The 14732-nt window shown below is 42.7% G+C and carries 9 protein-coding genes and 1 pseudogene; 1 reads left to right on the forward strand and 9 read right to left on the reverse strand.

Translation table 11 applies throughout. The features are described from left to right. Nucleotides 1-13: 13 nt before the first annotated feature. The 9 genes from TT11_RS01515 to TT11_RS01555 form a co-directional block, all read right to left on the reverse strand. Nucleotides 14-337 carry a hypothetical protein gene (locus tag TT11_RS01515; protein ID WP_261868850.1) on the reverse strand — a complete coding sequence of 108 codons (324 nt, stop codon included), beginning with the start codon at nt 335-337 and terminating at the stop codon, nt 14-16. Then, nucleotides 337-789, reverse strand: coding sequence for a hypothetical protein (locus tag TT11_RS01520; RefSeq protein ID WP_261868851.1), 453 nt, complete (start codon nt 787-789; stop codon nt 337-339). Before TT11_RS01520 ends, TT11_RS01515 begins: the two co-directional genes overlap by 1 nt. Nucleotides 790-944: 155 nt before the next feature. Next, the gene (locus TT11_RS01525; protein ID WP_261868852.1) at nt 945-1445 is read right to left on the reverse strand and encodes an outer membrane protein; all 501 of its coding nucleotides are present in this window, start codon (nt 1443-1445) and stop codon (nt 945-947) included. A gap of 292 nt (nt 1446-1737) precedes the next feature. After that, a complete protein-coding gene (locus tag TT11_RS01530; RefSeq protein WP_261868853.1) occupies nt 1738-4302 on the reverse strand; it encodes a hypothetical protein in 2565 nt (854 codons plus the stop codon). Continuing rightward, nucleotides 4299-6287, reverse strand: coding sequence for an SdrD B-like domain-containing protein (locus TT11_RS01535; RefSeq protein ID WP_261868854.1), 1989 nt, complete (start codon nt 6285-6287; stop codon nt 4299-4301). Before TT11_RS01535 ends, TT11_RS01530 begins: the two co-directional genes overlap by 4 nt. Before the next feature lie 139 nt (nt 6288-6426). Next, a complete protein-coding gene (locus tag TT11_RS01540; protein WP_261868855.1) occupies nt 6427-8535 on the reverse strand; it encodes a hypothetical protein in 2109 nt (702 codons plus the stop codon). Nucleotides 8536-8595: 60 nt separating this feature from the next. Then, nucleotides 8596-9045: a hypothetical protein gene (locus tag TT11_RS01545; protein WP_261868856.1), complete on the reverse strand. Its 450-nt coding sequence runs from the start codon at nt 9043-9045 to the stop codon at nt 8596-8598. Between the two features lie 249 nt (nt 9046-9294). Beyond that, complete coding sequence (locus TT11_RS01550; RefSeq protein ID WP_261868857.1) at nt 9295-9978, reverse strand: hypothetical protein; 684 nt, start codon at nt 9976-9978, stop codon at nt 9295-9297. 196 nt (nt 9979-10174) lie between these two features. Further along, a complete protein-coding gene (locus tag TT11_RS01555) occupies nt 10175-11350 on the reverse strand; it encodes a hypothetical protein (protein ID WP_261868858.1) in 1176 nt (391 codons plus the stop codon). 572 nt (nt 11351-11922) lie between these two features. On the opposite strand from TT11_RS01555, the pseudogene aceE reads away from it, so the two are divergent. Further along, nucleotides 11923-14732: pseudogene (gene aceE / locus TT11_RS01560) on the forward strand (pyruvate dehydrogenase (acetyl-transferring), homodimeric type).

Consider the following 14732-nt stretch of genomic DNA (forward strand, 5'->3'; position numbering starts at 1 on the left):
AAACAGCTATTTTTTAACGATTAGATGTCAAATCTTGTCCACGGCAAATATCATCGCTCGCGTCTAAAGGCGAGTACTGCTTATGATAACTGACTATTGACTTCTCTAGCGCTATATTGGTCTGTGAGTCATTAGCATTGACATAAGCTTCGCGGGCTTGTTCAAGCCAACGGTCTGCCATGCGAAAATGCATGCCAGATTCGCGCCAGCCTCGCGCGCATTGATTGGTTGCAGCCCAAATCAAAGCCACTTCACTAAATGCCATCTCACGTGGTGCTGACGCTATGCCATCACCATCTTTAAGCGCGCTTAAAGTTGCCCATAGATCAGGGCGCATCAAGCAGAGGTAGATGGAATATCTTGATGCAAGCCCAAGTCTTGTACCGTGTCATTATCTAGCGCTTGCAATATAGGCTCTGCCATTTCTAACGCAACTTGACCTGCGGATGAGCGGCTATTCATACTGTCTTGATGAGTAGCATAGTTCAACCACGCTTGCACTTTATAGGCGAAATACTGTTGATCTGCTGTCTTGTCTTTTTGCTGATAGGGTTTTAACTGCGCGACCATACAATTTAATAGGCGCTGTTGTTCGCTTTGATATCTATAAGAGTGTGCTTGGGTCTGACTATCATCGCGGCAATATTCAGCCATGCTAGTTGAGTTAGCCACTTGGACAGTCTCACTCTTAGCTAAAGCTGGCTGTATAAAGGTTAACGAAAATAAAGCTGATAGTGTAACGCATATTGAGCGCTTGAAAGGTGCTGCATTGATGGATGAATCAAACATGGTGTAAACCTTATGTTAAGGTAATAAACGTTGGTATTATTTACCATTACTAGGGCTGACTTAGTTGTTTATTGAATGACAAAATAATTTGCCATAAGACAATCATGATACTGTCTTAAAGATGTACTTACGACAGTATCATTAGTATCAAACAATTAAAATGCAGAATTGCTGCTTAGACGTTGGTTCTTACGTGGGTCTTCACGTTTGAATAAATCTTCATCAAATTTAAAGCGCAATCTAAAGTAAGCACCTTGCTGAGTACTGTCATCATAAGCAATATCTTCATCTTCAAAGCCCATGAAATTATAACCAAGTGATAACCAAAGGTTGGTCATTGGGCTATAACCCACTTCTGCACCAAGCATATAAGCTAAGTCATTTGCCTGATCATTCCAGTAAGTACCTGCTTGTAAACCAATATCCCAACGCTCACTGATATCATAAAGACCGCGGCCATAAACAGCATGAGCCGTGTTATCGCTAGTTAAGCTATCTGCTTCGTATTCTGTATACTTACCAGCATAACGTCCAGACAACGTCAACGGACGCGTAGGATGGTAATTACCATTCCACGACCAAACCATAGTGTCTTTTTGATAAGCGTCATCGCCAGTATTATTATCATCCAAACGATATTCGAATTTTGCAAGCATATCTAACTGATTGCTATCGTAGTCACGATACGCAGCACCTAGCTGAAAACGATTGACAGTGCGATCGCCATCACTATAGTCAGTGCGTGAGTAGATGTCTTTAGCTAAGAAGGTAATCTCATCAGTATAGCGATAGGCGATACCAGCACTACCAAGTAGCGTATCACTTGTTTCACCCCAACGTTTTTCAAAACGTCCTGATGCTTTATAATTCTCTTTAGCAAGATATTCAACACCGATACCTGCCGCTGTTGCAGTGTTACTTTCTTCACCTTCCAGAGATTCGACACGCTCAAATAACGTATTTAAAGTTAGACCTTCTTGAACATACCACTTGTTTTTTTAGACCGATGGCTGCTTCTGCCTCACGTGCACTAATGGCATCGCGCATACGGTATTCGCTATAAACCTTACCATCTTTCATGTAAGTTGCGTCAAAACCAAAAACAGTACGTTGACGCTCATCTGTATCATCAAGACCATAAGTGCCAGATAGGCTATTAATCAAATCATGACGTGCGTATAGTCGACCTAGATTTCCGAGCGGTGTCTCACCACCGATAGAAGTTGCATTACGTGAGCTGTTTTCGATATCTTGCTCATACTCTGCAAATACCAAGCTATCATTCAACTTAGGTAGACGAGAGGTAATACGAGCACGAACAGTCGTGCCTTCAATATCTTCTTCAGCGTTACTAACACTACTTAACGCTGACTGATTGATGATGTCAGCATTGAAGTCATCATCATTAAACAGAGTGTCGTCTGTAATATCTACAACGTCTGTCGCGGCTTGAGTATTGCGTGAGGCAGCAGTCGCGTCTTGTTTGTAATAACGAACCCCAATTTCACCAACGATGTTTTCACTTAAACGATGCTCAACGCTTGCTTGCACGCCTTCGCGGCTAGCGTCAGTAGTATGCTCTTCTGTGCGTATGCCTTCTAACTTAAGAGCAGTTTTCTTATCATTTAGAGTATGAGTAACCTCTACACCAGATTCAGTACGTCCAGCAGTAAGCGGTGATGCACCAGTGACAAAACCTTCATCAGCATCATTATAATAAGCTTTGGCAAGCGTATTTTTCTTATTATCAAAATCAAGCTCAATACGTAGTGCGCTACCTTCAGTATCATTATCGTTCAAAAGCTTCGTATTAACTTGATTGCTTGACTGATAGTTAGGGTTTTTAAAATCTGGGTCAGTGACAGCTAATTCTTCATCAATAAATTCAGCTTTACTTCTAGCGTATTCAGCGACCAGCTTTAGCTTGTTGTTGAATTTAATGACACTGTTAACACTAGCCAATTCTTCTTTGTTCAGTGGGTCATCGCTATTCACATAGCTACCACCGATGGCGACTTTGTTCGTTAGTTGCTGCTTCGCGGCAATACCACCGACCAAATAATCTTCACCACCTTCATCAACTTCGACAGTGACACGGATATAGATAGGATTGCCTTCGATATCTTGACTAGCAATCGGTGCCGTCAAGAATAAGCTACGGCTGATAGGGTCAATCTCATAATCAGCAAAGCGAGTAAGCGTCTCACGATTGATAATAAGCCCAGGGTTGTTGGCATCACGAGTAATAACCTCAACCGTTTCAGAGTTTTCTAATACCGCATCGAAGTTCTCAGCCAATGGATATGGGCCTGAAATGCCTAAACCGCGAGTCTCATTTACCCGTTGGCTAGTACTGGTCTCGGCTAAAAAGGCAGTAACACGAGTATTGCTATCTTCAAATTGAGCTTTTAGACCAGTTAATGTACGGTTGTATTGACCAAGCTTGATACCTTCGTCATCATCAATCTGAGTTTTTAAATCACCATACATAGCGAACGAGCGACCTTTATCAAGGCGCACATAAAGCTTGCTAGTAGACTGCGCATCGAAGCCTTTAGCTGATGAATCGCCATAGACAGGATAATATTCGCCAGGCTCGATATCACGGAACAAACGCTCGCCTTTTTTATCACTATCATATGCAAGCGTAAGCAGATAGTCGCCGCGTACTTTTCCTTTGAGGAACATCGCGGCACGACCAGAAGATGTGTAATCATCATTACCAGCAAAGTCATTTAGCTCTTGTTCAAATGCACCTTGAGCATCGGTAATGCTGCTACCATCAAAGTCTTTTAGTGAAATAGCACCTTCTACAATACCAACAGCAAGTAGTGGACGTAGTTGAGCGGTAAACTGTAACGGAATGATTTGTTTGCTGCTACCCGTGTCAATTACTAGCTCGCCCTTACCTGGTACGCTAGGTGCAGTTACGGGTATTAACAGCTCACCACCTGATACAGTCACTTGGGTGCCAGCTTGATCTTTGCTGCTGTCTTCCAAATTGATACGACCGATATTAGTATCAAGCGTAAGAGAAGTAGTACCAATATAAGGACGATTATCGCGATCTTTTAGGCTGATGACGACTTGGTATTCATTAATACCGTCAGCTGGAACTAACTGTGCTTGAGTACGGTAGTCGATAGCTTGTAGGCTGTCAGGAGTTAGTACCTTAATCGTCTGCTCAGAGATGATCTGACCATTTATATCAGTCGCAACACCGCGTAAGGTGTTCTTGCCGCGCTGTAAATCAACAGCATAGTAATCGAAAGCCGTTACATTCTGTTTTTCTTGCTCAGCAGTTTTACCTATTTTTTGTTCTGATACAGCTTTGCCGTTGGCATATAGTGTGAACACAGACCCAAGCGGTGCCTGAACCTGTACCATTTGTTTATAAGTGCTAAGCTGCTGACCTTCGTTCAGGTTAATGAAGACAACATCGTTACTCACCACTTCTTTTAAGTATTCCTCGAGCTCTTTTTCTACTGGCGGAGCAACAGTGGTTACCGTCATATCAACACGCTGTCTACTGGATTGACCATCTCATTGACGATCGCCGAGTCACAGTTATTACCAAGATCTAGGTCGCCATTGAGGGTACAGCCACTAGCATTTACATTGTCGGTCGTGTCGGTATCATAATCAGGCTCTAATGTCAGCTCAGACTTCACCGCTTGCTCTAACGTGTCATTTTTAGCTTCTACTAATTTGCTACGAGCAATTAGCTCAGCGTTTAAGCGTTCAGTGCTATCTGCCATGCCACCAACGATTGCAAAGTCCGCACGATGTAATTCGCCGTATTTCAAATCAACAAAACGACTACCGGCATCACCAGCATTACGATTGCTTTGGGTAACCAGTTCAGTCTCTCTAGGAACAGTAGTACGATCGACCTTTAGTACGTGTGTTTTTGCACTGATACCATAGAAGTTATATTTACCTTCAGGATCAGTCACGATGAAGTTGCCGTTCTCCATATAGATACGTACACCAGCGACACCAAGCTCGCCGTCTTCTTTTTGCTGAATACCGTCGCGGTTGATATCGTGATAGACCTTACCGATGATAATACCATCAGTACTCATGACGCCGCGGCTTACTTCGACAGGCCACTGCGCTTCTCTTGATGTCAATCTATTGTTGCTGTCATCACGACCGTATGCAGTCGCGCGGTTGATACCATCGCCCCCTAACGCTGTTGATCCGATCAGGACACGGTAAGTAATATTTTTGGTTTCGCCTGCAGTGAGCGTGCCCAAGTTGAGTACTTGGTATTTACCGTCCGCTTTGAACTCAGTCGTTTGCGTTTGGTTGATAGTGATATCAGAAGTTGGGCTAACGCGCACACTATTATCGACATAATCAAAGCCACGTGGCAGCGCATCTTTCAACTCAACATTGTAGGCTGGGAATTTACCATCATTGGTGACCTTGATAGTGTAATTGACATAATCGCCAAACTCTGCGGTCTTTACATCGCCTTCCTTTTCTACTTTTAAAGCAGATGAATTGTCTATGATGGCAATATTACTGCTGAGGTTGCTGCTAATACTATCAGCTGTCGGATCAACGCAAGCATCCAATGTGGCGATTAAAGCATCACCTTTTAAGGTTTGAATAATATCATCATTGATGGCGTTGGCATTGTTTTGTGTCGGAGCAGACAGGCGGTATTTACCAGTATTGTTACCAGTCTCTATCGCTTTTAGAGTGTAACTATCACCACTACCAGTAGGTCGATTAGAGGATTTAATGGTAATCCAAACTTCATCAGGCTCATTAAGATTGACGTTACACTGTGCGTAACTGGCATCAATATAAACGTTGTCACCGATTTGCGAGGTGGTTTTAGTACTGTCAAGTTGAGAGGTGGTAAAGTTGATTTTAGGTTCAACAATAACCAGTCTGTCGATTGCTTCGACAGCTGCTATTGATGGATCTTCTAGTATGATAGCGCCAATCTTTACATCAGCGGTATCGCCATCTTCACCCTCGGCATCTGATAGAGCCTGTACGATAAGCTGAATACTCTCACTCTGACCAAGTTTGATCTGAGCGCTCAGGTTATCGAGCATGATTTGTCGATCTTCTGAATCGACTTCTCCGTTGTTATTTAGGTCTTGATAAACTTTCAAATTAGATAGAGTTGGCGATACATCAAGCGTCAGCTCAACAGTCTGACTACTATAGCCAGTATTACTAAGAACATTGACCCAATTCACTAATGTGTTGGGTGCGACAGTACGCAGAGGTTGCTGAGTTAAATTAATACCATATTCAGGTAGGGCAGAGGTTTTGACTTGAACTTGGTTTGAAATGCCGCTTTGTTCAATAGAATCGACATCATAAGTCGCATTAGCAATGTTATTGATAGTCTGTACGAGCGTGCTAGGCGCAGCAAGCGCCATATTTGATTGCATAAGCAACATTGCAGCTGTCAGCGCAGAGATCTTCGCTGTATGCAACGTAATACGATTAGACGTTGAGTATGTAGTCATATGTCGCTTATCCAATAAAACATAGAAGGGTAGGGTAGTAACCCTCCAGCTTGGCTAACCAAAAACGATCAGGTCAAACTGGAGCGTTAGTCTATAAACGTCTTGTGACGCTTATAGACTTTGAAATATTAAATATAAATTAACGATCGTTTTTGATTTTGATTTTGAAAGTCAAGGTGCCAACGCCCTGAGGAACTATAGTAAAGTTAGTACCAAGAACTGCAGTACTAGTCGCACTAGGCGTGCCTGCAGTAGATGAAGCAGTCGCCGAAGTAGCAGGTGAACCAGCTACTAAATCCGCACCAGCTGAAAAGTTAGACAACAAATCCGAGATAGTTAATGCGTTAAGATTAAAACCTAATGCTGTTGAAGAAGTGTTAGTTGCCTGAATACGATAGATAACACATTGATCAGGTTTCGCCTCGAGCGCAGTCTGAACAAAGGTACTTGCAGCAACCGTACCTGAACAAGTCTCATCTAATGCTTGAGACTTCACTAAAGTTAAGCCTCTAACGTTAGTCGTATCAGTCACTGAAGTAACAGCAGGTGGATTAATACCAGCAGGCGTTAGCGTTACAACAGAAGTTTCAGTGCTACCAACAGCTGCAGCATCATCAACAGTCGCAGGAGCAGCTACATTGCCAGACGACACATTGTAGTTGATCGCTAATTTGCCACCAGGTGCAATACCATTTGGAAATTGAGCAGTTGGTAGTGTAGTGCTATTAAGGGTGTACGTATTACCACCAGCAACGGTAGGTTGCAGCGATATAGTAACCGGAACGCCATTACCAGGCGGCGTGTAAGTAACACTAACAGGACCAGTAACAGGTCTAACAGCCCCATTATTGCCACCATCAGCAATAGTAAAGGTCAATGGGTTAGTATTAGTACCTTCAGCATCTTGACCACTGTTAGTAATGAGAGTTGAATGAGTCGCTTGACTAGCAGTACCTGAGGCAGGGGGAACTTCTCTAGTTGTTGGATTGCTCACTACAACCGCTCGTCTGGTAAAGTTAGTCACACCAGCAGTATCTATACCAGCGCCGTTAGCTTGATCCGCAGCAGCAGGTACTCTAGTCATATCTAAATTGTTATTTGTACTATCCAAAATGTCATAGTCAGTACCAAGTACAGGAGCAGCAATTAACGGACTAACCGCACCGACGAACTTATCGTAGACTTCTGCATTGTTAGTTACTGAACTATTAGCAGCTGTATACTGATCTCTATCGACATTAACTGTGAAAGTAATTGTGCGACTTGCGCCAACGGCTAAGTTCGCTACAGCAACATTAATAGCTTGTCGAGTACCAACAGTAGAAATCGTAGCAGTGCCAGCACCAGTTACGGTCACGTCTGAGGCTGTGCCATTAGGCAAACTCAAACCTGCAGGAAGGACATCTCGGATGACAATATCAGTCGCAGCAGTACTATAGTCAGTATCCACGTTAGTGACTACGATACTATAAGCGATCTGTGGATTAGCGACTGTCAAATCGACAGTACTGGTTGCTGTTTTTGCTATTTTGAAGGTAGGCAGTCTCACGATAGTTTGGTTTTCGTTCACCAATGTCGCATTTGCTGGAAGATTAGCAGTAAAGAAACTACTGGTTGCTGTTAATGTGCCTACACCTTTGTCATTACCGTTACGAGCGGCTGGTGTAGCTGCTTCGTAGCTTAAGTTAGCTCTGGTACCTGGTTGTAGTCTAATAGTACCACCGTTGGCTAGGGTACCTGTCTCCGCTTGAGTTCCTAAAGCGGTGCGCTGAGCAGAAGTCAAAGCAGTGCCATCTGCTTGTACAATCGTAAACGTGACAGGCGCAGTACCTAAAGCATAGTCTGGCGTAGCTGTTACTAGTGCTGAGTCATTACCTGTGGTATTAACGGTATAAGTATCCGTCACGTTACCCGTATTGGTTAAGGCATGAGTAAAGGTAGTCGTACCACCTGGCGTAGCAGTCTGATTGATAGCAATATCGTCACCAATGCTACCATCATCAACAGTCGATACGAGTGCAAAGTTAGCTGTTTCGCTAACGCTTACAGTCACTGTGTTAGAAGTAACGTTTGGCTGAGCAATGCCAGCAACGCTATAGTTTGCGGTTGCGACGTTGGTAATCGGTGCTGCTCCTGCACTAATACCACCAGTAGTATTAGGAGTAGCTGCATTAGCGGCAGTAGAGATACCCATTGCAGCCACAACACCTACGGCTAATACTGAATATTTAAAAGAATTTGGTTTCATGCAGTAAATCTCCGAAAGATTAAATCAGTAAGGGTGAAGGGTTATTTGTTAACGACAGTATTAAGGGCAACAGCTGCTGCCTTTTTTTGCGGGTAGTAATTTGATGTTCCAGCGTAGCGTACGGTATTCAGAGTAGGGTACTTTAACCATTTTGCCATCGACTTTGCGCATTAGCGGCATATCAGCATAGTTTTTGCCATCAGTGCTGGCTTGCGCGCTTGCTGGCATCGCATCACCAGTAAAGGTCATGTTGGCAGGAATGGGTAGAGTTACCATCAGATCATTAATATCTTTATTAATGGTATTGGTATAAGTTGCCTTGTATTGAATGACAGTACCTGCTGGTGCGGTACGTACTGCCGTATATACTGTCTTACCATCAGCATTTTTGATGACTTGATTGGCAGTCAGTTCCATCTTTAGAGCATCTTCAGCATGCGCGAGGCCTAACATGCAAGTAGAAGCAACCGTTGCTAATAGAACATTGCGTAGAATCTTGAAACGTTTCATATAAAATCCTTTCTTATACCGTTGCTATCATTGGGATATTGATGCTTTGGGCTCCAGTGAGGCTGTCTATAACTCGATATCAGGCTCGTCTGTAAAAAGCACACATCTCCCTTTAAGCTATTGTCACGTAACCAATACAAACTTTCATTATAAAGACGACAAATGGTATTTCGAGATGACCAAACGGTAAAAGCCCTATCTAGGAAGATAGGGCTTGATTGAGTATTCAGTAATTTGATACACAGGTGTTTAGTTACTAATGGTAGTACCATATTTAGTATTAAAACGAATGGCATGACGGCGAGTGGCTGTAGTGGCACCTAAAGAAAAAGTATTGGTAGTCACTGTACCGTTGTTACCAATAGATACCGAGTTTGTTGCAAATGATGGAGTGCCGCTATTTTCACCAATAGGTGTTGGATTAACTAAGGTAGAGGTAATCAGCGAATTATTAGAGTCATTTTTACTCTGTAGCGTATCCTTGATAACAATATCTGTCAGAGAAACGTTGCCCCGGTTGATGGCTTCAATTCTATAAGCGATACATTGTCCTGGCACAATGCCAGATATTGGTTTTATACTATACGCGCTGTTAGCACTACCTTCATAATTGACACCAATTGTAGCAAGGTTATTTAGACTACAGTCATGAACATACTGACTTTTGATTAATACTAATGCAGCATTTTCTTGGATAACATCACCGAAATCATTGCTAGGATAGTTGTACTGACTATTAATAATGTTTATTTGTCGCACATCGCTTGTCGTGTCTACAGAATATGCATAATTGCTAGGTTCATTCTGAGTGACACAGAGTCTTGTGTAACTGCCAACTTGTGCAGATGTCAAATTGAAGCTGTAGGTACCGTCACTATTGATATTCACTGTTTGAGGCGAAAACGTCCCACTATCACCAGCACATTTATTCAAAGTAATGGTGTGACCAGTGGTAAAAGGGATTCCAGATTCAGTTGGTGAGTCATATCTACCATTAAAATAAAGACTATTATTTAGATATTTAGTAGAGACATCATCTTTGGCTGGAGATGTAATTTGACCGTTATCGTTAAATACAATACCTGAAAAGACATAATTGGATCTGTCATTTGTGATTGTACATGCCCAATTATCTCCGTACGTAAGCTTTAGATTTTTTTGGATCTAAAGTAGTAACGGTTGTACCATCCGATCTTCTACATGCATATAACGCAGTATAATCTACTAGGTTGGTCGTTCCTGAGACGGCTTCTGTCAGTGTATAGGTCTTGGCAGGGTTCACCTTAAAGGTTCCTGTAGTGCCTGTACCCGTAGTAACTGTATTGCCTGAACCCGACGTAGTGACCGAGCTGATGCCGTTGGTAACAACCGAGTTATCTGCATTGTCCTTGATTTGAACAGTAAATTGATCGGTATTTGTTTTACGAGAAGAAGAGAGAGCTTTAGTATATGTTAGGCGCGGCTGTGGTAGGTAGCAGTAACCATCAAATACAATGTTGATCAGCTGATCACCAGGGTTACCTACAGTGCCAGTAGTATTATCGTAGTATTCTAGGTTAGGGTTATTGCCATAAGACACATCTACTCTAACGATAGGTTGATTAAAAGCAACGGATACTTTACATCTTTCATCTACAGAATCTGTACTACATAAAACGCTACCAGTAGTAGTTGTTTGACGATAGGGTGCAGTAGTCGTTATTCCGGTGCCTCTATATGTCAAAGTTGGCGTCACACTAGCACCCGCACTAGTAAAACCAGTGATTGTTACTTGGTCGGAAAACTCGAAATACCTAGTACCTGCTGTTGTTCCTCCGTTTCCTGTCCCTGTACCTAAATAGTTCACATCTATATCATAAATACTTAAGCTGACATTGGTAAGGGCTTGAGATTCGTTGGTGAAACTGTTTTTAAAAGTGTATGAGACCGCACGAGACGATCCCTTATTAGTAAAATCCTGAAAAAATTCAAACGATTGAAGGTTGCCTGCTAGCGTCTTAGGTCTATAAAAATTTGAGCCGCCAGCATCTAAACTGCCAGTAGTCACTAAACTGTTAGAAGCAATAGTGTAACTTTCACTTCTGAGACCGTTTAAAAGTTGGTTTACACCAAGGATAGGTGGCGATGCTGTCGATCCTAAGTTACTGTAATCAGTGCTTGCAAACTCATCAGACACAAAGTTAGCAGGGCAAGTCGTAATTGCCGCCAAAGCCAGATAGTTGGGCAATAGTATCAACAAAGATGGCAAAGCTATCCAACGCGTTACTCTCGACTTAAGAGCTGATAGTTCAACAGACGAATTCATAATAGCTCCGAGAGCAAGGATGGAATGTAGATATAATTTTGTTATAAGAATAATATTTAAGTGACAATTAATATACAAAAATGAGACGAAAGTCTATTTATAGGGTATGAATAGCAGAAAGCTTTTCCAGATAATATATTTAGAGAGCTGAACCCCTACTGCAAAGGCTATACTTGTTTTTGCACATTCAACAAAATTATATCTCTCTCAGTGAGTCATCAGTAATCATTTTTAAAAAAACTAATCATTATTTATTTAAAAAATACTTGTTATTTCATCATTTCTCTACAGCCATAAACAACTTAACCGTAAACGCTTATAATGGAATGTCATAGCAATTAATGATTGAATAGATAGTCATAGCATTATAACGATTTGGCAGGTGTGTTGATTTGATGCATTTGTCGATATGAGTAATACTATTTTTATAATCAAGCTGTATATCATCGCACAAAACAATGGAATGCTTGGACGTAGCAAGGATGTCATAAGTAAGCCAATTTCTCATCATGCATTTTTCAATGAAGCCCTGCCATTAGGTAGGTATGACTGATATAAAAGGATTAACAAGAATGAATTATTATAAGGATGCTGATAGCACCGAAACTCAGGAATGGCTGGCAGCCTTTGAGTCTGTGGTTAAACACGCAGACAAGGACCGTGCTCAGTTTCTCCTAAAAGCCTTATACAATATGGCGGTTCAAGAAGGTCTTCCGTTCAACAGACTAGACACCGCTTATGTCAATAGTATCGCTGTTGAAGACGAGCCAATGTACCCAGGCGATCTAGGCATGGAGCGTAAGATACGTGCGCTAATTCGTTATAATGCACTTGCTATGGTTATGCGTGCCAATAAAAACGACGATGATTTGGGTGGTCACTTAGCGACATTCGCCTCTAGTGCGACACTTTATGAAACAGGTTTTAACCATTTCTTCCGCGCGGCTAGCGATCATTTCGGTGGTGACATGATCTATTATCAAGGTCACTCAGCTCCAGGTATCTATGCACGCTCTTATCTAGAAGGTCGTTTGACCGAAGATCAGCTTGATAACTTCCGCCGTGAAGTAGGCGGCAAAGGCCTATCAAGCTATCCGCATCCATATCTAATGCCTGATTATTGGCAGTTCCCAACGGTATCAATGGGACTTGGCCCAATCATGTCTATCTATCACGCCCATGTACATCGCTATATGGAAAACCGCGGCTTGCTAGAAAAAGAAGGTCGTAAGATTTGGACATTCTTAGGTGATGGTGAAACGGATGAGCCAGAAAGCTTGGGTGCTATTTCTCTGGCAGGTCGTGAGAAGCTGGACAACCTAATATGGGTAGTCAACTGTAACTTGCAGCGTCTTGATGGTCCAGTCCGTGGTAACGGTAAAATCATTCAAGAGCTAGAGTCAGTATTCCGCGGTGCAGGATGGCGAGTTATCAAAGTCATTTGGGGTGGTAACTGGGATTCATTACTTGGTAAAGATCATACGGGTGTCCTTAAACAACGTATGGAAGAAGTGGTGGATGGCGAGTATCAGCTATATGAAGCACGTACGCCTGAATTTACCCGCAAAGAGTTCTTTGGTAAATATCCAGAGCTAGAAGAAATGGCAGATGCGTTGACTGACGAAGAAATATCTCGTCTGAACCGTGGTGGCCATGATCCAGTTAAAGTTTATGCTGCATTTAGCGAAGCTATGAAAACCAAAGGCCAACCGACAGTTATTTTGGTTAAAACCGTTAAAGGTTACGGTCTATCTGCACAAACGCAAGCAGTCAACAAGTCGCATCAGGTGAAGAAGCTTGATCAAGAAGCGTTGATGTATTTCCGTGATCGTTTTGATTTGCCATTTACTGATGAGCAGTTAGAGACTCTACCGTTCTACCGCCCTGAAGAAGGTTCGGCGGAGATGAAGTATCTCAAAGGTCGTCGTGAGTCATTAGGTGGTCATCTACCAAACCGCCGTAGTGGTCATATCCCACTGAATATCCCTGAACTATCAATGTTTGATCGGGTGTTAAAAGGTAGTAATGGTAAAGAGCAATCTACAACGATGGTATTTGTGCGATTGCTATCTGCAATGCTAAAAAACAAAGACATTCAAGATCGTGTCGTACCAATTGTACCTGACGAAGCGCGTACTTTTGGTCTAGAAGGTATGTTCCGTCAATTGGGTATTTACTCGGCTGTTGGCCAAAAATATACGCCAGAAGACAGTGAAGCATTGATGGGCTACAAAGAAGCCATCGATGGTCACATGTTAGAAGAAGGTATCAACGAAGCAGGCGCAATGAGTACTTGGATTGCATTGGCAACCAGTTATTCTGTGAACGCGCTACCTATGATTCCGATGTATATCTATTATTCAATGTTTGGTTTCCAACGTGTGGGTGATTTGGCTTGGGCGGCAGGTGATTGTCAAGCACAAGGCTTCTTGTTGGGCGCAACTGCTGGTCGTACGACACTTAATGGCGAAGGCTTGCAGCATCAAGATGGTCATTCACAGATTCTGTTCAATGTCGTGCCAAACTGCGTCAGCTATGATCCTTGCTTTGGTTATGAGCTAGCCGTTGTCATGCATGACGGTCTACGCCGTATGTATGGTGAAGGCGAGCGCGTTTACTATTACTTGACGTTGATGAATGAAAACTACGAGCAACCTGCTATGCCAGAAGGTGCCGAAGAAGGTATCAAACGTGGTATGTACTTGCTTGAAGACAATGGTTCAACACAAGTACAGCTATTAGGTTCTGGTGTTATCTTACGCGAAGTACAAAAAGCATCACAGATCCTAAAAGATGAGTTCAATATTACGTCTAACGTCTGGAGTGTAACTAGCTTTAACGAGCTGACTCGTGATGGTATGGTTTGTGATGATTACAACCGTCTACATCCAATGGACGAAGAGAAAGTGCCTTGGGTTACTGAGCAATTAGCACCGCACGAAGGTATCGTGGTTGCAGCGACAGATTATATGCGTAACTACTCAGAGCAGATCCGTGCTTGGTTGCCAGACAATCGTCCTTACACGACTCTGGGTACCGATGGTTATGGCCGTTCTGATACGCGCGAAAACCTACGTAGTTTCTTCAACGTTGATGCGGCGCATATCGTTGTGGCAACGCTTAAACGCCTAGCCGATGAAGGCGAAGTGAGATGCGTTTGGTTAAAGACGCGATTTCAAGCTTAGGTATTGATGTGGATCATCCACCTGCATGGCAGCAGCAGTCTTACTATGACCAGTCTCCAGATGCACCAGCACCAGGTAACGTAAATCCAAATCCTGTACCTGAGTTTATCGCTGAAGACGATGATGAAATCAGTAATGAAGGCCGTGCTGAAGATCAAGCAGATGCAAATGTACTTGATGATAAAGATGTCAAATAA

This window comes from Psychrobacter sp. JCM 18901 (assembly GCF_000586435.1).
Taxonomy (GTDB): Bacteria; Pseudomonadota; Gammaproteobacteria; order Pseudomonadales; family Moraxellaceae; genus Psychrobacter.